Consider the following 18,339-nt stretch of genomic DNA (forward strand, 5'->3'; position numbering starts at 1 on the left):
GGGCGGCCTTGATGTTTGGTTTATTGAGTGCGGCTTAGGCGGCTTTCTTGCCGGACTGGGCGCCCAGGATTTTGGCGATCGTATCGGCCTTCAGATCGTCGACGCTGGCGGCAATACCCATACCGTTCGCAATCTTGACCACGTCCGCTTCCAGCATCCGCTCTAGCGCGGATTTGCTGTAGGCTTTCGGTGCTCCGCCATAAAGAGTCTCGCCCTTTTCAGCCATATCGCGGAACAAGGTTGGCACTTTGAAGCGCTCGCCATGTTTCTGTGCCAGCATATCGGCTGTCGCGACGAATGTGTCGATACCGATTGTGTCGATGTAGCTCATTGGGCCGCCAGTCCAGGGTGGGAAACCCCAGCCGAAGATCGCGCCCAGATCAGCCGATTGTGGGTCAGGGACGACGCCTTCAGAGAAGGTACGCGCTGTCGGAATAAGCTGCGCATACATGAGGCGCTGCTGCACTTCAGCCTGAGACGGTTGCTCTGCGGCGAGCGGGTAGTGATCGGTCACACCCTTCCAAAGGTCGAGGCGTTTGCCGGATTCATCGTAATTGTAGAGGCCCTTGCCAAAACGACGACCGGATCGGCCAAGATCATTGACCATCAGGTCATAAAACTCTTCCGTGCCAGTTGATTGATAGGCGTCGCCCAGTTCCTTCTTAGTGGACTGGATGACGTCATAGCCCAATTTGAGCGTAGTTTCATCCTGCACGCCAAGCGGGCCGATAGGCAGGCCCATATTCAGAGCGCTGTTTTCGATCAGCGCCGTCGATGTTCCTTCCATGATCATGGAAATGGCCTCGGCAATGTAAGGCGGGAAGACTTGGTTGGTGAAGAAACCGCGTACATCTTTCACGACGATCGGCGTCTTTTTAATCTTACGATTATAATCGAACGCCGCTGCGAGTGCTCGGTCGCCTGTGCCCTCATGCGGGATGATCTCCAGCAGTGGCATCCGCTCGACGGGCGAGAAGAAGTGCAGCCCGATGAAGTTCTCTGGACGGACGGAGTTCTCTGCCAGACCGCCAATTGGCAGCGTTGATGTGTTGGAGGCAAAGATCACATCTTTGCGGATCACCGCTTCTGTCTTCTTGATCACATCGGCTTTGACGTCAGGACGCTCGAATACGGCTTCGATAATCAGGTCGACATCTTTGAGCATATTATAGTCTGAGGTCGGTGTGATGCGCGCAAGGAAGGCGTCGGCTTTCTCCTGCGTCATCCGACCGCGTTTGACGCGTTTGTCGAGAATCTTCTTGGTATAGGTGACAGACTTCTGCGCTTCCTCATCCGTGCGGTCGAGCGAGATGACCTGCATCCCGGCTTTGGCCGTCACATGCGCAATGCCCGAACCCATTAGGCCCGCGCCGAGAACGCCGACTTTTTTGATCTCAATACGATCAATGCCTTCGGGGCGGCCTGCGCCTTTTTCAGCCGCTTGCTTGTTCACAAACAAGGTGCGGATCATGTTTTGCGCGACTGGGTCGGCAAAGAGGGAGAGGAAATATTTTGTCTCAACCTGAATGGCCTTGCTCATTGGTAGCTGTGTGCCTTCATAGAGGCAGGACATGATCGCTTTGATGGCCGGGAAGTTATCTTTGGACTTCGCCAGCGCCATCGCGTTGGCCGCAGAGAAGAATTGAACCGCTTTCGGGTTCATTGCGCCCGCACCGCCGGGGACGCGGAAGCCTTTGACATCCCACGGCTGCAAGGTGCCGCCGAGATTGTCTTTGACCCAAGCTTTCGCCGCATCGATGGTCGTGCCGGGCTCGACGATCTCATGAATCAGGTTCTGAGCTTTGGCTTTCTGAGCGTTCAGCGACGCACCGGACGTGATCAGCTGGGCTGCGTTTTGTAGACCCGCCAGACGCGGAACACGCTGTGTGCCGCCACCACCGGGGAGTAAGCCAACAAGGACTTCGGGAAGGCCAAGCTTCACTTTCGGGGAGTCTGCGGCGACGCGGTAATGACCGGCCAGCGCCAGCTCAAAGCCACCGCCAAGCGCCAAACCTTCGAGCGCGATAGCGACAGGTTTTGCTTTTTTGCCTTCGCGCTGGATTTCGCGGTCCGTATGGCCACCTGTTTCCAGTTTGCGGAGCGCACCGTTCAGGATCATCGCATCATTAAAAGTTTCGCGTGAAAGCTCGCCTGTCTGCTTTTCCAGCATCCGCAGGTCCGCGCCAGCCATGAAGCCATTATCGCGGCCCGAAGCAATAACGAGGCCCTTCATGGCATCGTCAGAGACAAAGCTGTCTACAAATTTCGGGAACTCCGCCATCAAGGCTTCATCCCAGACATTCATGCCTTGGTTCGGCACATCGATTTTCAAAACGGCGATGCCGTCTGCGTCCACCTCGACAGAGAACGTTGTATAATTACTCATGGGGTTCGTCCTATATCCGTGTGTCTTAAACGCGCTCAATGATGGTCGCGATGCCCATCCCGCCGCCGATGCAGAGCGTGACAAGAGCCGTTTCTTTATCGGCCCGTTCCAGCTCATCGACCATTGTGCCGAGGATCATCGCGCCTGTCGCACCCAAGGGGTGGCCCATTGCAATGGCACCCCCATTGACGTTCATGATCGAGTGATCGACGTCGAGGGCCTGCATGAAACGCAGAACAACCGCCGCAAAGGCTTCGTTCAGCTCGTAAAGGTCGATGTCCTTAGCGTTCATACCCGCCGTGCGGAGCGCTTTTTGCGCCGCAACTTCTGGACCTGTCAGCATGATCGTTGGTTCTGAGCCGATGGACGCCATGGAGACGATGCGCGCGCGGGGCTTAATATCAAGACGTTCGCCAGCAGATTGGCTGCCGAAGAGAAGAGCTGATGCGCCGTCGACGATGCCGGAGCTATTGCCCGCATGGTGGACGTGATTGATTTTTTCGACTTCTGGGTAACGCATTTGTGCGACGTCATTGAAGCCGAAGTTCTGACCCAACATCGCGAATGATGGGTTGAGCGCACCGAGCGCCTGCATATCTGTTTTGGGACGGATGGTCTCGTCTTTGGAAAGGATGTTGACGCCCATAACGTCCTTCACTGGAAGGATCGATTTGTCGAACCGACCTTCATCCCAGGCCTTGGTCGCGCGTTTGTGGCTCTCGACCGCATAGGCATCGACATCATCGCGTGAAAATCCATATTTTGTCGCGATGAGATCGGCAGAGATGCCCTGCGGAACGAAATAGGCTTGGAAGCTGGCCTGTGGATCTGTGACCATTGCGCCGCCATCGCTGCCCATGGGGACGCGGGACATGCTCTCAACGCCACCACCCATAGCAATTTCGCATTCGCCGGACATGACCTTGGCGGCCGCAATGTTAGACGCTTCAAGACCAGATCCGCAAAAACGATTGACCTGAATGCCGGAGGTTTGATTTGGGAAACCCGCTTCTAGCACGGCTGTCCGTGTAATGACCGCGCCCTGTTCGCCGACAGGGGAGACGCAGCCGAACGCCACATCTTCAACTTCGCCTTTATCAATGTTGAGGCGCTCAGGAATTGCCTTCATGACCTGCGCCGCGAGTTGCAGCGGGGTGATCTCGTGCAGGCTACCGTCTGTCTTGCCTTTACCGCGCGGTGTGCGCACCGCGTCATAAATGAATGCTTCGGCCATTGTCGAAACTCCTTCGATGAGTCTGAAACTGATTTGTGCTGCCTCTAATACGGTGCGCGCGGGCATGGGAAGGGTACCATACTGCGATTTCTGTCTTCATCCGTGATGTGCTGACCCGCAAAAACGCATAATGAGTGATCACTCAGCTAACATTTGTGGCGAAATTTGGTGCTGTGACCTGAAAACAACAATTCCAAATAGAATTCTGTTGCCATTCAAAGATTGCTTGCGACTCCTCAAACGCCCGACTATTCGCGACTAAAGCTACAAGAAGTGGCTACCAATCAAGATACCGGGAACCTCATGATCAAGACACGCTCGCTCCTCGCGACATCTACGGCCACTTTGGCACTGCTCGCAGCACCCGCCGCTTACGCGCAAGACAACTTCGAAGACGAAGTGATCGTCACCGCCACGAAACGCCAAACCACGCTTCAGGACACACCTGTTGCTGTCAGCGTCACGTCAGCGGACGTAATCGAAAAAGCCCAAATTCTCGACATTAAAGACCTACAATCGGTTGTTCCGACATTCCGAGTCTCTCAGCTACAAAACTCTGCAAACTCAACACTGGTTATTCGCGGCTTCGGCAATGGCGGTAACAATATTGGTATTGAGCCATCGGTTGGTCTATTCATTGATGGTGTATACCGCTCACGCGCAGCGGCTCAGATCGTTGATCTGCCGAACCTACAGCGCGTCGAAGTCTTGTCCGGACCGCAATCGACACTGTTTGGTAAAAACGCATCGGCCGGTGTTGTTAGTGTTATCACCAACGAACCTAGCTTCGACACAGAGGGTTATATCGAGGGCGGTTACGGCAATTATAATCTGATGTATGCCAAGGGCTACATCACTGGCGCCATCGGCGAAGATGTCGCTGTCAGCCTCGGCGGCGGACTTCAGAAACGCGATGGCTATTTCGAAGAAGCACCGGGAACAACGGGTGGAAACTTCAACGATCTCAATCGTTTCAATATCCGCGCACAAGCGCTCTGGACACCGACCGACGATTTCTCGGCTCGCCTGATTCTGGATCGTTCAACAATCGATGAAAACTGCTGTGGTACGACAACCGCCGTTGCTGGCCCAACCGTTCCAATTATTCAAGCGCTGGGTGGAACACTCCCAGGTCTTGGAGGGACGTTTAATTATGTGACAGCCGCAAACCGGGCGACACAGAATGAGATTGATGACCAAGGTGTCTCGCTCCAGCTTGAAAAAGATCTAGAGTGGATGGGTGGTGTAAACTTCACTTCCATTACATCGTATCGTCAGAACGATTCAGCCTACAGCAGTGATAATGACTTCACGTCACTTCGCCTTCTGGATGATGTGTTTCAGGATGTTGAAATCGATACCTTCACCCAGGAATTCCGCATCGCTTCGACGGGGTCCGGCCCACTGAGCTGGCTTGTTGGTGGCTTCTATTTTGATGAGTCGATCGATCAAAACTCTGGTTTGCAGTATGGCCCAGATCTGCGTGGCTATATTGACGCGTTGGGTTCTCAGGGAGCGTCTCTTGTTCTAGGCCCACAAGCTTCGCCTCTATTCGGTATTGAGCAGGTTCTGGGCTTTGCTCAAGGAACTTTCTTTAACGAGAATGTTACGACTGACGAAAACTTCGCTCAGGAAAACGAATCTTTCTCACTCTTTGCAAACTTCGATTATGAGGTGACAGATCGTCTGACCCTAACGGTTGGCGGGGCTTACGTAGAAGATGAGAAGAACGTTAGTGCGTCTACGACCAACAATGATGTGTTTAGTAATCTGACACTGACGGGTGCGCAGGGTACGACGGTTATCGCAACGGGCTTGTTCTTGGATGGTAATGCAGCGGCGGGTGTTCCATCATTCTCGCAAGCGCTGGGTGGTCTTCCATTCAATGCAACCAATCTTGGCTTAGCCGCTTCCGGTGCCTTCGGTCCGGCTGCAGCAGGCTACGTTGCCTTGGTTCAGGGTGCCTCAGCCGGCCTAGCCGCCGATCCGAACGGGCCACTCTCTGGATTGCTAGATCTTCAGTTCCAGCCGCAGTTTTTGGCATTCCCAAATTCGGTTGAAGATGGCCGCACGAAGGATGACGATTTCACATACACTTTGAAGGCAGCTTACGAAGTTAGCGATAATCTGAACGTATATGCGTCGACATCGACAGGCTTTAAATCCTCATCTTGGAACCTGACACGTGACTCTCGTCCATTCGCTACAAGTGGAGCAGCTTTGCAGACAGCGGGGCTTCTACCTAACAATTATAACGTCACGACGGGCCGCAACTTCGGCACTCGTTTTGCGGGTCCTGAAGAAGCGACAGTCTATGAACTCGGTCTAAAAGCGCGTTTCGAATGGGGTGCGATCAACATCGCCGCCTTCGATCAGACGATCACGGGCTTCCAGTCTACGATCTTCCAAGGCACGGGCTTCGTTCTTGCTAATGCGGGTTCACAATCCACACAGGGTATTGAATTCGACACGACCATCAAACCAGTCGATGGTTTGACACTCGGATTTTCTGGTATCCTTCAAGATCCTGTTTATGACGATTATCAGAATGCTCCAGTCGTTGAGGGCGGCGCACTCGATCTCGCGGACGGTGTCGAAGATGGCAGTGGTGATCTCTCAGGCGCTCAGCCTGGCGGTATCAACGAAGTGTCTCTGTCTTTCTCTGGTCAGTATGACTTTGACCTGACTGACTCGATCGAAGCCTTTGTTCGCGCTGACTATCAGTATGAAGATGAAGTCCAAGTCGTTGACAATATCCCAGGTGTTACTCGCGACACGAGTTTCGTGAATGCTGCCATGGGTATCAGCCTTGAAAATGGATTGGACGTCCGTTTCTGGGGTCGGAACATCTTCAACCATGAAACACTGACAAGCGGCTTCCCAGGCGTTGTTCAGTCTGGAACGGTTAGTTCCTACCCGAACCAGCCACGCACCTATGGTGTGAGCCTGCGTAAAAACTTCTAAGCGTACACACGGGGGGAGGCGGATCGACAGCGGGCAGAAGCCAGCGCGATTCGTTTCAAAGGGGAGGAGGGCCGTCCGGAGGGGGCGGCCCTTTTTCTATGGGTGATTGTCAATCGTTCGGCGCGCTATCGCCGCTCTACGCCCTTATGATGGGTTGCGCGCTTTATTGCTGTCGGCGGACCCCCTCGCTACGCCAATGGCATAGGAGGACCGATGCTGAATAACCCGTTCGACACTGATGAAAGACGCGCCTTTCGTGAAACGCTGCGTAATTTCATGACGAAGGAAATCGTGCCGCACGCTTTTGAGTGGGATGAGGCCGGCCATGTGCCATGGGCGGTCCATGAGAAGTTCGGCGCGCTCGGCCTATGGGGCTTCGGGATCGACGAAAAATATGGCGGTCACGGTTTTGACGACCCATTTATGCGTATGGACGCATCGGTAGAAATCGCTCGGTGCGGCGTTGGCGGCATCGGCGCGGCCATTGGCGGTCGTGGAATCTCGCTGGACCCTATCCAACGCTTAGCGGCTGAGGATATTCGAACACGCGTGCTGCCCGAAATTATTGCTGGGCGAAAAGGATCGTCGCTCGCCATTACGGAGCCGAGCGGGGGGTCCGATGTGGCGCGCATTAAGACAACCGCGCGTCAAGATGGCGATGATTGGATTTTAAACGGGTCTAAGACCTTCATCACGGGCGGTATGGAGAGCGACTATTTTGTCGTCGCGGCCCGCACCGGTGGCGAGGGCCTGACGGGCATATCGCTCTTCTTTGTCGAACCCAACATGCCCGGCTTTTCCCGAACCGAATTGGGCAAAAAAATGGGATGGTGGGCCTCCAACCAAGCGGCGCTCTATTTCGATGATATGCGCGTGCCCGGTAAAAATTTGATGGGGCAGAAGGACTATGGCTTCATCGAGATTATGCAGAACTTCAATTACGAACGTCTCAGCCTTGCCGCTATCGCGTTGGGCATGATGGACGCCGCGTTAGAGGACAGTATCGCTTGGGCGCAACAGCGCGAGACCTTCGGGAAACCGCTAATCCGGCATCAGGTTATCCGCCATAAAATTGCAGATATGAGCGCCAAAATCGATGCGTTGCGCAGCCATCTATGGATCCTCTGTGCGGCAATCGAAGGGGGCTCGATGCCCGTGGCGGAGCTGACGAAGGTGAAATTTCTCGCGACCAAATCGCTCGAATTTGTGGCGTCTGAGGCTATGCAAATCCTGGGCGGGGCTGGCTATCTGCGCGGCAATCGGGTGGAGTCGATCTATCGGGACGTGAAAGTCATCGCGATTGGTGGTGGATCAGAAGAAATCATGCGAGACCTCGCCGTCCGCCAAATGGGACTTTAGTTATGGAACAAAAAGCACATAGTCACTCGACTCAAGTCATTGACTGGATTGAGTATCATGCCTCCACTAAGCCCGATGCGCGCGCCATGGTCGATCTCGCCAGTGGGCGGATTTATAGTTATGGTCAGATGCATGAGCGGGTCGCCCGCGCAGCCGGGATGCTCAAGGCTCATGGGATCAAGCCTGGGGACCGCGTCGCGTTTCTCTGTCTAAATACCACGGACATTATGGAGTTAATCTTCGGATGCTGGCGGATCGGCGCGATCTGTCTGGCACTTAATTTCCGGCTTACGCCGCCCGAGCTTGCTTATATCCTCAATGATAGCGATGCGTCTCTGGTTCTCGTGGATGATCCGTTCAAGGCGGTCGCTGAGGCCACGAAACCGCATTGCGAATCCGTTGAACACTGGATCAGCACAGACGGGGTCGGCGGTGATAGCGATTATGAGCAAGGCTTGGCTAAGGCCAATCCGGTCTACGACTTTTATCCGCAGAGCTATGATGAGCAATGTCTGCTGATGTATTCGTCCGGCACGACGGGTCATCCAAAGGGCGTCATCATCACCCACGGCATGATTGAGTTTACCAATGCCGGCGCCATGCGGGTCGGCGATGCGCGTCCGGATCGGGTCAGTCTGAATAATATGCCGCTCTTCCACATTGGCGGTCTTCAGGTCACGGGCCTACCATCGCTCTGGATCGGGGGGTGTTGCGTGATCATGCGCTTGTTCGACGTCGATGCGACTCTGAAAGCGATCGACAGTGCAGATCTCAACATCGCGGTCCTGTTCATGGTGCCTGCCGCGTATAATGCGATGCGGATGCACCCCAAAATCGATGAGATTGATTTCTCGCGCATCGAAATTGCGCTGGGCGGCGGTGAAACCGTCCCAGAGCCTCTGACGCATTTCTGGCTTACCAAAGGGCTCGTCATTCAAGAGGGTTATGGGATGACCGAAACCTGTGCCGCTGGAACGACGCTGCGCAAGGAAGATATTCCGCATATGATCGGAAGCGCGGGGCGGCCCTTGTCGCATTCACGCATCAAGATCGTTGACGAGAGCGACAATGAAGTCGCGCGCGGAGAGGCGGGCGAGATCTTGTTCAAGGGCGCGTCGGTCACACCGGGTTATTGGCGCAAGCCTGAAGCCAATGAACGGGCTTTCACCGAAGATGGCTGGTTCCGTTCAGGCGATATCGGTCGCATGGACGATAAAGGTTATGTGTTCATCGAAGACCGGGTGAAGGACATGTATATTTCGGGCGGGGAAAACGTGTATCCGGCTGAAATTGAAGGGATTCTCTATGAGATGCCACATTTCGCCGAACTATCAGTTATTGGCATTCCACATGAAAAATGGGGTGAAACGGGCTGTGTTGTCGCTGTCTTCAAAGAGGGGCACGCTTGCGCAATCGAAGACATCTTAGCGCACCTTGAAGGGCGGTTAGCGCGCTACAAGATGCCAAGCTGTATCCACATCATCGAAGCCCTCCCACGCGGGGGGTCAGGCAAGGTGCTCAAATATCAATTGCGGAAGACTGTCCCCGGAGAGCTGGCCTAGGGCGCGGGTTTAGACACTCCGCCTAGCGATTCTGAGTGGTCATTCCGTTTGGATTGATATCCATATTGCAAATATCCGTGATTTCTCGGCCCTCGCTATTGACGAAGATCGTCCGAGCTTCCTCGATCACGCGTGTCATAGTTTGCTTGTTCTGAATTGGCTCGTAGGGCGGATTGTCGATTTCGGTGATCGCAATGTACGTTTCGGTTTTTTCCGGAATCGTTACTCGCGTCAGTGCACTCATTGGTGTGCATGTTTGCATTTGCGGTACATTAACAACCACAGGCTGAGGGCCCGGTTCCGGCACAGTATTACAGGCAGTTAGAGCCGCGACGCTGAGGATGGCGAGAGTTAGAGTACGCATGGTGTCTCCAGAACACGAGTAGGGAGCAAAATCATTACCGCGCCCAGGGGTCAAAATTGTGACATGATCGCGACCCATTAAAGACGGGCGCTGCATATGCTCATTTCGCAACAGGTTAACGCTTTCTTTCTTAAAACGTGGTGAACGCCGAATGATAACCGTGTCATCCTCGCCTTACCGCCCTTTAAGTTGGCGTGGCGGATTTGACGCATAAAGACGGCGCTATAAGCGTCTTTGACGCAACTCTATCACAAGGACCCGATGATTGTGAGCCTCATACAGCTAAGCGTCATGCAACTTGAGCCGATTTCGGTCGGCGATTACTCCTTCTGGTCGCTATTTTTGCGTTCAGATTGGGTCATCAAAGGGGTCATGGCCATCTTGGTCCTGGCGTCGATCTGGAGCTGGGTCGTCGCCATCGACAAGTTCATCATGATCCGCATGCTGCGCCGCCGGGCGACAGATTTTGAAGATACGTTCTGGTCAGGCCGAACTCTGGACGAATTAGCTGTCGCGCTAGGCGGCGATACGCGCGATCCAATGGCCCGCGTTTTTGCTGCGGCGATGCGCGAATACAATGAAAGCGGCACGGTTCAGCGCGTTGGTAGTCAGTCCGCTACGCATGAACGGATCGACTCCGTTATGAACCTTGTCATCAATCGCGAGCTCGCCAAGACTGAGAAAGGCTTGCCCGTGCTCGGAACAGTGGCCTCGATCTCTGTATTTATCGGTCTATTCGGGACGGTCTGGGGTATTATGAACTCCTTCCGTGCGATTGCTGCCTCAGAAAACACGAATTTGGCTGTCGTTGCCCCCGGTATTGCGGAAGCGCTATTTGCGACGGCACTGGGCCTCATTGCGGCGATCCCGGCCAAAATCTTCTACGACATGTATCTGACCGACATAGATAAATATGGCGGACGCTTGGAAGGATATGCGGATGAGCTGTCCGCTATTCTGGGTCGCAAGCTGACCAAGGGCGGCTAAGATGGCCATGACCGCAAAACGCGGCGTGGGGCGCAATGGTAGCCGCCGACGCCATCGGCGCTCGCGTGTTAGCTCCGAAATCAACGTGACGCCGCTTGTCGACGTAATGTTAGTGTTGCTAATCGTCTTTATGGTCGCGGCCCCGCTTCTGTCGGTTGGTGTGCCGATCGACCTGCCGAAAACGGACGCGAAAGCTCTACCGTCGCAGCAGGAACCGCTGACAATCACGGTCGATGCTTCGGGCAAGGTTTTCCTGCAGGAAGAAGAAGTGCTGATCGAAGACCTGATCGCAAAACTCGTTGCTGTCTCGGATACAGGATATGATGAGCGCATCTATCTGCGTGGCGATGAGAATTCAGACTATGGGGCCGTCATGAAAGTCATGGCTCGCATCAATGCCGCCGGATTTTCGAACCTTAATCTCGTGACGGACCCGATCAGCCAGTAATGCGGGCCGGTCTGCCCATATCGCTGATGCTGCATGGCAGCGTCGTATTCGGGGCCAGTCTGGCCTTTTCGACTATTGAGCCCTTAGAGCAGGGGCGCGTTGTCCCGGTTGAGCTTATTACGGTTGCGGAATTTACGGATATTCGCGCCTCGTTGAAGCGAGAACGACCTGTGCCGGAGCCAGAACCGGACCTCTCCATGCAGGTCGAGACGTCTGTTATAAATGCACCTGAAAAAGCTGACGAGATCAATGTTGCGCCTGACGAAGTCGTTACGGCAGAACCTGTCACGCCGCCTGAGACCAAGCCCGAACCGAGTGACGAACCCGCCCCTGAGCCTGAAAAAGTGGCCGAAGCGAAACCCGCTTTTGATTTGGACCGCATTTCCTCATTGATTGACAAATCCAAAGACACATCGACAGCCGAGAATAGTCAGATTGCCAACGAAGGGTCGGAAGACCGGCTTGTCTATTCCGATCGCGCTCGGGAAGGCATTGGTTCTGGCACGCAGATGACCCTGTCAGAACTCGATGCGCTTAATAGCGCCATGTACCGATGCTGGCGCAAACCTGTTGATGCCACCGATCTGGAGATGCTGGTGGTTCGACTGCAAGTGGATATGCTCCCCGGCGGGTTCATCAAAGACGTGCGGGTGATTGATCGCGCCAGTTCTCGCCGTGCATCCCCCGGAAATCCGTTTTGGGATGTGGCCGAAATGCGCGCGGTTCAAGCGGTGACGAAATGCGCCCCCTATGACTTCCTACCCGCTGAGAAATTCGAACAGTGGGAATCACTGATCTTGAACTTCCGACCCAAATTGTGACTTAAGGCCATTATGACACGAATTTTGACAGTTTTACTGATGCTCATCGGGTTGTTGGGAGCGATTGCGGTGCCGTCTTCAGCCATCGCCCAGATTGAGGTCGATATTACGGAAGGGAATATTGACCCCGTTCCAATCGCGGTGCCGGATTTCTTGGGGCAGGATCCAGAAACCCGGCAACTCGGCGCGCAAATTGCTGAAGTAATCAGGTCTGATCTGGAAAGCAGTGCCCTGTTTCGCTCGCTTGATCCCGCCAGTTTTCTAGAAACGCAGACCGACATTGATTATGAACCGACCTTCGCCGACTGGCGCGTGATCCGGGCTGACGCATTGGCGTCGGGACGCATTGTTCGGGATGGACCCGATAAGGTCCGTGTCGAATTTCGGCTGTGGGATGTCTTTGCTGGTCGGCAGTTGCAGGGGATCCGCTTTTCAACTGCAACAGAAAATTGGCGCCGCACGGCACACAAAGCGTCGGATGCGATCTTTAAAGCCCTAACGGGTGAAGAGGGCTATTTCGACTCGCGGATCGTATTTGTTGATCAACGCGGACCAAAAACCGATCGCCAGAAGCGCCTCGCCATCATGGATCAGGACGGGTTCAACCCGCAATATTTGCTCGGTGGATCGGATCTGGTGATCAGTCCGCAATTTGATCCGAGCAGCCAGACGATCACTTTCATGAGCTATGAGACTCTGCCGCCTCAAGTTTATATTCTTGATATTGAGACAGGCCGCCGCGAGCTGTTGGGGAGTTTCCCCGGGATGACGTTCGCGCCGCGTTTTTCGCCGGATGGCGACAATCTTATCATGTCGATGGAACAGCGCGGTAACATCGACATCTACATCATGGATTTACTGACCCGCTCGACCCAGAGACTCACAACGGATGCCGGGATCGATGTGTCTGCCAGCTTTTCCCCTGATGGTCGTCGGATCGTGTTCCAGAGTGATCGCGGGGGCTCTCCGCAACTCTACACAATGAATGCTGACGGCTCATCGACCAAACGGATCAGTTTTGGTGATGGCCGGTATAATCAACCTGTTTGGAGTCCGCGCGGTGATAAGATCGCCTTTGTGCGCCAGAATCGCGGCAAATTTGCGATAGGCGTGATGGACCCGGACGGTAGTCGTGAGCGGATTCTAACGGACGATTATCTGGTCGATATGCCGAGCTGGTCACCCAATGGACGGGTCATCCTGTTTACTAAGGAAACGCGCGGGCGGAATTCACGCGCAGAACTTTGGTCGGTTGATCTGACAGGGCGTAATCTCAAACGCGTTGACACGCCAGGGCAGGCGACTGACCCGGCTTGGTCGCCTATTTTGGATTAATAGATGGTCAGCTGCCTTAATTTGGCCGCGAGCCTATTCAAAATTTCACTAATCAGACTTTGACGCAGCGCGTTAGACTATGTTGAAAGCAACAAACTAAAAAAGTGGACGGATCATGACTCTTAAGCCTCGCTCCCTTGCTGTTATCGCCATGACGGCCCTTCTTGTGTCCGGCTGTGCGACGAAACCCGATCCTGTGCCTGAACCGGTCGCCGACCCTACGCCGGCGCCTATCGTGGAAACGCAACCGCAGCAGCCTGAAGTCCTTCGACCCATTCCGCAGACACCGATGGTGGATCCTAATCAGCCTGCACCAGGTTCAATCGCAGATTTCGCTTATTCGACTGGCGGCGATGCACGGGTCTATTTCGCGTATAATCAGTACACGCTTTCTCCGCAGGCACGCGATACGCTGCGCCAACAAGCGGACTGGCTGAAAACCTATCGCGATTATACAGCGGTTGTTGAAGGCCATGCCGACGAACGCGGGACACGCCAGTACAACATCGCGCTGGGCGCGCGGCGGGCCAACAGCGTTAAATCCTTTTTGGTTGGTCAGGGTATCGCGCCGTCGCGTTTGACGACTGTGTCCTACGGTAAGGAACGTCCGATTGACGGCCGCAGTAATGAAGAGGGCTGGGCCCGTAACCGGAACGGCTACACCAACTTACGCGCGATTGGGCGTAGCTAACCCCGCACTGTGTTCAGGGCTAGCCCGCAAGTCCAGTTACGACCTAACACGTGATGAAGCTTTGCTCGTCTTAGGATGACCCCATGACTCATTTCGTTCGACTATTGCTCATCTCTGTCTTGGCAATGTCCGTCGCCGCTCCAGCCTTCGCGCAGAGCCGTGCGGAATTGGCCGCGCAGAACGAAGCATTGCGTCAACGTGTAGACCGACTTGAGGCGCGTCTTTTGACGGGAGACCCTGCGGCCGAGCGTTTGATGGCGCGCGTTGACACGCTTGAGACCTCGATCCGAACATTATTAGGTGAAGTTGAGCGTCTTTCCTATGAGCGTGAGCTGGCAGACGCAGAAGTGAATGCACTCGAATCCGATATCCGCATTTTGCAGGACCTCTCGACCCGGATGAAAATCCATCTGGATGCTGTCGACCTCGTGGCGGCCCAATCTGCCCCGACGGTGGATGAGACTTATGTTGGCGGCCCTGCCACATTGGAACAGATCCAAGGGCCACCGAGCCGACGCACGGAGGACTTTGTTCTGCCCCCGGCGGATGAGAATGCCGCCAACGATGCAGCCCAACTGGGCGCAGTCGGCATGACGCGACTGGCTGAAGGGGATTATGCAGGGGCTGAAACCGCCTTTGTGCAATATCTCCAATTTTACTCGAATGCCGATGATGCGGGCGAGATCAATTATTGGTTGGGCGAAAGTCATTTTGTGCGCGGTCAATATAATGCAGCCGCTGAAGCTTATGTGGCCTCAATAAAACACACTGGAAATCGGGTGAAGGCGCCGGATGCGCTGGTGAAACTTGCGGCCAGTTTGCGCGAAATGGGACAAGGCTCTGAAGCCTGTCTGGCCTTGTCATCATTTGATGCTCAGTTTCCTGATGCATCTCAGGGTGCGCGCGATAAGGCCACGCGCGAAGCATCCAGAACGGGCTGTTGAGCCGAGACCTTCATCTGAGCCGAGATGTTCAGGCTGAACTCGACGCGCATCTGCCGATGGATGGGCGGTCCTTCGCGCTCGCATTCTCTGGCGGCGGTGACAGCCTAGCTCTGCTGAGCCGCCTCAAAGACCATCCCGGCCTTAAGGCTGTTCTGCATGTGGATCACGGCCTCCGTGAGGTGTCTGAACTTGAAGCCCAGATAGCGACTACGCTCGCCCAGTCGCTTGGACATGAATTAGTCGTGCTTCGCTGGACACCCGATGGACCGGCGTCAGGATTGCAGGAAAAGGCGCGACGCGCGCGCTATGGTTTGATGGGCCATTATTGCCGTGACCACGCAATCGAGACGCTCGTGACGGCTCACCACGCGGATGATCAGGCGGAAACGGTCCTGATGCGCGTGAAGCGCGTCTCTGGATGGCGTGGTGCGGCGGGGATGCGGGTCAGTCGATATGCGCCTGTCTGGCCGGAGTTGGCGGATGTCACCTTATGCCGCCCCATGCTTGGTGTGTCGCGGGGTCGTTTGCGTGAGAGCTTGGGTACGTTGGACCCGATTGAGGATGTTTCCAATGTGGATACGCGCTTTACACGGGTTCAGGTCCGCCAAGAACTGGCTCGTAACTCCACGCTCAAAACTGACATGCTGAGCTTGGCGACCGCCATGGCGCAGGGTCTTGCCGCCGAAACTGACAGAATTAAAGCGGAGCTTGATGGCTATCATCTCACGCATGAGGGATTACTGAGCATTCCTCGATTGCTAAGCGCGCCAGCGCTCGCTCTTGTCGCGCCTATTGTTGGTGGACAAAGTGGCCCCGCAGACCGAAGACGCATAGTCGAGAAGCTAGCGCTACTTGAAGCTGGGGATCATATCGCCATAGGGCAGGGCTGTATGGGGCAATGGGACGGAGAAATTCTTACCCTCTCGCGCGATCTCGTGGCCCTAACTGGACGTCGCGACCGTCGATTGGCTGCGACGGCAGTACCAATTGTGATCAGCGAAAAGCCAACAATATGGGATGGTCGCTTCTTGGTCAGTGGTTCGGCAGGACAATTGCATCCGGAAAGACGTGGAAATCATGTTGGTTTCCGCATTCATTATGGCCGTAATGTCCAGGTGAAAAACTTGGTTCAAGACCGTCTGCAAGCGGCTCTAACGGGATCGTGACCAGTTTAGGCACTCCCAAAGCGTAAAAAGATGGCAGACGTGACACAGCGTCGGCTTTTATTGTGGTCGAGCGCTCTTATGTATAGGCTCAGATTTACCCAAACTTGGAATTTTCATGGCCGAGAAAAAGACACCTCCCCCGAGTAAAAATCCACGGCAGTTTGCCGTATGGGGGCTCATCATCATGCTGCTCATGATTGTCTTCGCTGTTTCGCAGAGCGGGACCAATAGCGCGGCGACAGGCGACGCTTTCACCTTCTCGGAATTCCGTGATCGGGTTGAGCAGGGGGATGTTCAATCTGCGAAGATCGACATTCCAGGCGGGGTCGTCACAGGCACGCTTAGCGGCGGCGAAACCTTCTCTGTCAATGTTCCCCCTGTTTCTGAAGATCCAGCTGGCGAAGTTCTCGCTGGGGCAGACATTCCTTACGAATATGCGGAGCGTAAAAGCGAAAACCCTTGGTTGACCTTTCTGTTCTCTATGCTGCCTCTGCTGATCATCATTGGCCTGTTCTTCCTAGTCTTCCGCAATATGCAAGGCGCAGGTCGGGGCGGCGCGATGAGCTTCGGTAAATCCAAAGCCAAACTGCTGACTGAAAACACCAAGCGCGTGACGTTTGAAGATGTCGCGGGCGTCGAGTCCGCCAAAGAAGATCTGAAAGAAGTCGTCGAATTTCTAAAAGACCCGTCTAAGTTTACACGTTTGGGAGCGCGTATTCCGACCGGCGCGTTGCTTGTCGGCCCTCCGGGGACGGGTAAGACTCTGTTGGCCCGCGCCGTTGCGGGTGAGGCGGGTGTGCCATTCTTCACGATTTCCGGTTCTGACTTTGTCGAAATGTTTGTCGGTGTCGGTGCCAGCCGCGTACGCGAAATGTTCTCGGAAGCGCGCAAACACGCGCCCTGCATCATCTTTATTGATGAGATTGATGCTGTCGGTCGCCACCGCGGCGTCGGCACATCCGGCGGTCATGAGGAACGCGAACAGACGCTTAATCAGTTGCTTGTCGAAATGGACGGGTTTGAAGGTCAGGAAGGCGTGATCATCATTGCCGCGACTAACCGCCCTGACGTGCTGGACAAAGCGCTTCTACGTCCGGGCCGTTTCGATCGTCAGATCGAAGTGCCTTATCCCGACATTCAAGGCCGTGAGAAAATTCTCGAAGTGCATATGCGCGGCAAGCCAATGGCGGCGGATGTCGACGTCAAATATATTGCTCGCGGTACACCGGGCTTCTCTGGTGCTGACCTTGCTAACCTTGTCAATGAAGCCGCCCTTTTGGCGGCGCGTCGAAACAAGCTTAAAATCACCATGCGCGAGTTTGAAGATGCGCGTGACAAGGTCATGATGGGCGCGGAGCGCCGCACCTTGGCCATGAGCGACGAAGAGAAAGCCATGACGGCCTATCACGAAGCGGGTCATGCCATTGTTGGCCTCAATATGAAGGGCAGCCTGCCGATCCATAAAGCGACCATCATTCCGCGTGGCCGTGCGCTGGGTATGGTCCAATATATGCCGGAACGTGATCAGATCAGCCAATCGCGCGAAGAAATGATTGCGCGCATGGCGATGGCGATGGGCGGTCGTGCCGCTGAAGAACTGCATTTCGGCTACGAAAAAGTAACGTCCGGCGCGAGCTCCGATATTGAACAAGTCACCCGTATCGCCACCGCTATGGTGACGGAATGGGGTCTGTCAGACGAGATCGGGCCGATCGCCTATAAGGACACGGATCAACAGAGTTTCATGCCTGGCATTGGTCGTGGATCATCGATCTCGCCAGAGACGGCCCGTAAAATCGAAAGCGAAATCAAGCGTTTCGTAACCGAAGCTCATGAAAAGGCTCTCGAAATTCTGAAAAAGAAAAAGAAGGATTGGATTGCCTTGGCGGAAGCTCTGCTCGAATATGAGACGCTGTCCGGCGATGAAATCAAAGTCTTGCTGGAAGATGGGACGCCACCGAAACGGCCCGACACTAAGCCCGGTGCCCGCCCGGCGGTCAGCGCGGTGCCGACCACGAAGAAACCCAAGCCAAAACCGCTGGGCGGCGCGGCGGAAGCGTAGAATTTGGACCCGGCCT

At 54.9% G+C, this 18,339-nt stretch carries 14 protein-coding genes; 11 read left to right on the plus strand and 3 right to left on the minus strand.

Annotated features, from left to right (window positions below):
• Positions 1-34 precede the first annotated feature (34 nt).
• A complete protein-coding gene (locus tag QQL54_RS04615) occupies positions 35-2,386 on the minus strand; it encodes a 3-hydroxyacyl-CoA dehydrogenase NAD-binding domain-containing protein (RefSeq protein WP_284388083.1) in 2,352 nt (783 codons plus the stop codon).
• A gap of 25 nt (positions 2,387-2,411) precedes the next feature.
• Positions 2,412-3,620, minus strand: a complete 1,209-nt coding sequence (locus QQL54_RS04620) for an acetyl-CoA C-acetyltransferase (protein WP_284388085.1) — start codon at positions 3,618-3,620, stop codon at positions 2,412-2,414.
• A gap of 303 nt (positions 3,621-3,923) precedes the next feature.
• Here QQL54_RS04620 and QQL54_RS04625 point away from each other — a divergent pair, with 303 nt between their 5' ends.
• The 3 genes from QQL54_RS04625 to QQL54_RS04635 all read left to right on the plus strand — a co-directional run bounded on the left by QQL54_RS04625 (position 3,924) and on the right by QQL54_RS04635 (position 9,505).
• Positions 3,924-6,584 (plus strand): TonB-dependent receptor, encoded by a 2,661-nt coding sequence (locus tag QQL54_RS04625; protein WP_284388087.1) that lies wholly within the window; start codon positions 3,924-3,926, stop codon positions 6,582-6,584.
• 216 nt (positions 6,585-6,800) lie between these two features.
• Positions 6,801-7,943 carry an acyl-CoA dehydrogenase family protein gene (locus QQL54_RS04630; protein WP_348520699.1) on the plus strand — a complete coding sequence of 381 codons (1,143 nt, stop codon included), beginning with the start codon at positions 6,801-6,803 and terminating at the stop codon, positions 7,941-7,943.
• Between the two features lie 2 nt (positions 7,944-7,945).
• Positions 7,946-9,505: an acyl-CoA synthetase gene (locus tag QQL54_RS04635; protein ID WP_284388092.1), complete on the plus strand. Its 1,560-nt coding sequence runs from the start codon at positions 7,946-7,948 to the stop codon at positions 9,503-9,505.
• A gap of 22 nt (positions 9,506-9,527) precedes the next feature.
• Here QQL54_RS04635 and QQL54_RS04640 read toward each other — a convergent pair whose 3' ends face one another.
• On the minus strand, positions 9,528-9,869 hold the full coding sequence (locus QQL54_RS04640; protein ID WP_284388094.1) for a hypothetical protein: 342 nt from the start codon (positions 9,867-9,869) through the stop codon (positions 9,528-9,530).
• Positions 9,870-10,160: 291 nt separating this feature from the next.
• Here QQL54_RS04640 and tolQ point away from each other — a divergent pair, with 291 nt between their 5' ends.
• The 8 genes from tolQ (at position 10,161) to ftsH (ending at position 18,323) form a co-directional block, all read left to right on the plus strand.
• Positions 10,161-10,856, plus strand: a complete 696-nt coding sequence (gene tolQ, locus QQL54_RS04645) for a protein TolQ (RefSeq protein WP_284388096.1) — start codon at positions 10,161-10,163, stop codon at positions 10,854-10,856.
• Position 10,857: 1 nt separating this feature from the next.
• On the plus strand, positions 10,858-11,304 hold the full coding sequence (locus QQL54_RS04650; RefSeq protein ID WP_284388098.1) for an ExbD/TolR family protein: 447 nt from the start codon (positions 10,858-10,860) through the stop codon (positions 11,302-11,304).
• Complete coding sequence (locus QQL54_RS04655; protein WP_284388100.1) at positions 11,304-12,125, plus strand: hypothetical protein; 822 nt, start codon at positions 11,304-11,306, stop codon at positions 12,123-12,125. The genes QQL54_RS04650 and QQL54_RS04655 overlap by 1 nt, the downstream gene beginning before the upstream one ends.
• Before the next feature lie 12 nt (positions 12,126-12,137).
• Entirely contained in the window at positions 12,138-13,460 is a 1,323-nt protein-coding gene (tolB, locus tag QQL54_RS04660; RefSeq protein ID WP_284388102.1) for a Tol-Pal system beta propeller repeat protein TolB, read from the plus strand.
• 115 nt (positions 13,461-13,575) lie between these two features.
• The gene (gene pal, locus QQL54_RS04665) at positions 13,576-14,151 is read left to right on the plus strand and encodes a peptidoglycan-associated lipoprotein Pal (RefSeq protein WP_284388104.1); all 576 of its coding nucleotides are present in this window, start codon (positions 13,576-13,578) and stop codon (positions 14,149-14,151) included.
• An 83-nt stretch (positions 14,152-14,234) separates the two neighbouring features.
• The gene (locus tag QQL54_RS04670) at positions 14,235-15,095 is read left to right on the plus strand and encodes a tetratricopeptide repeat protein (RefSeq protein ID WP_284388106.1); all 861 of its coding nucleotides are present in this window, start codon (positions 14,235-14,237) and stop codon (positions 15,093-15,095) included.
• Positions 15,092-16,261 (plus strand): tRNA lysidine(34) synthetase TilS, encoded by a 1,170-nt coding sequence (tilS, locus tag QQL54_RS04675; protein ID WP_284388108.1) that lies wholly within the window; start codon positions 15,092-15,094, stop codon positions 16,259-16,261. Before QQL54_RS04670 ends, tilS begins: the two co-directional genes overlap by 4 nt.
• 115 nt (positions 16,262-16,376) lie before the next feature.
• A complete protein-coding gene (gene ftsH, locus QQL54_RS04680; RefSeq protein WP_284388110.1) occupies positions 16,377-18,323 on the plus strand; it encodes an ATP-dependent zinc metalloprotease FtsH in 1,947 nt (648 codons plus the stop codon).
• Positions 18,324-18,339 lie beyond the last annotated feature (16 nt).

The organism is Algimonas ampicilliniresistens, assembly GCF_030159955.1.
GTDB classification, from domain to species: Bacteria; Pseudomonadota; Alphaproteobacteria; order Caulobacterales; family Maricaulaceae; genus Litorimonas; species Litorimonas ampicilliniresistens.

What these genes read in the sequence shown, in the direction of transcription:
- QQL54_RS04615 (WP_284388083.1), bottom strand. Translation starts at nt 2,386, where the DNA reads ATGAGTAATTATACAACGTTCTCTGTCGAGGTGGACGCAGACGGCATC.
- QQL54_RS04620 (WP_284388085.1), bottom strand. Translation starts at nt 3,620, where the DNA reads ATGGCCGAAGCATTCATTTATGACGCGGTGCGCACACCGCGCGGTAAA.
- QQL54_RS04625 (WP_284388087.1), top strand. Translation starts at nt 3,924, where the DNA reads ATGATCAAGACACGCTCGCTCCTCGCGACATCTACGGCCACTTTGGCA.
- QQL54_RS04635 (WP_284388092.1), top strand. Translation starts at nt 7,946, where the DNA reads ATGGAACAAAAAGCACATAGTCACTCGACTCAAGTCATTGACTGGATT.
- QQL54_RS04640 (WP_284388094.1), bottom strand. Translation starts at nt 9,869, where the DNA reads ATGCGTACTCTAACTCTCGCCATCCTCAGCGTCGCGGCTCTAACTGCC.
- tolQ (WP_284388096.1), top strand. Translation starts at nt 10,161, where the DNA reads ATGCAACTTGAGCCGATTTCGGTCGGCGATTACTCCTTCTGGTCGCTA.
- QQL54_RS04650 (WP_284388098.1), top strand. Translation starts at nt 10,858, where the DNA reads ATGGCCATGACCGCAAAACGCGGCGTGGGGCGCAATGGTAGCCGCCGA.
- QQL54_RS04655 (WP_284388100.1), top strand. Translation starts at nt 11,304, where the DNA reads ATGCGGGCCGGTCTGCCCATATCGCTGATGCTGCATGGCAGCGTCGTA.
- tolB (WP_284388102.1), top strand. Translation starts at nt 12,138, where the DNA reads ATGACACGAATTTTGACAGTTTTACTGATGCTCATCGGGTTGTTGGGA.
- pal (WP_284388104.1), top strand. Translation starts at nt 13,576, where the DNA reads ATGACTCTTAAGCCTCGCTCCCTTGCTGTTATCGCCATGACGGCCCTT.
- QQL54_RS04670 (WP_284388106.1), top strand. Translation starts at nt 14,235, where the DNA reads ATGACTCATTTCGTTCGACTATTGCTCATCTCTGTCTTGGCAATGTCC.
- ftsH (WP_284388110.1), top strand. Translation starts at nt 16,377, where the DNA reads ATGGCCGAGAAAAAGACACCTCCCCCGAGTAAAAATCCACGGCAGTTT.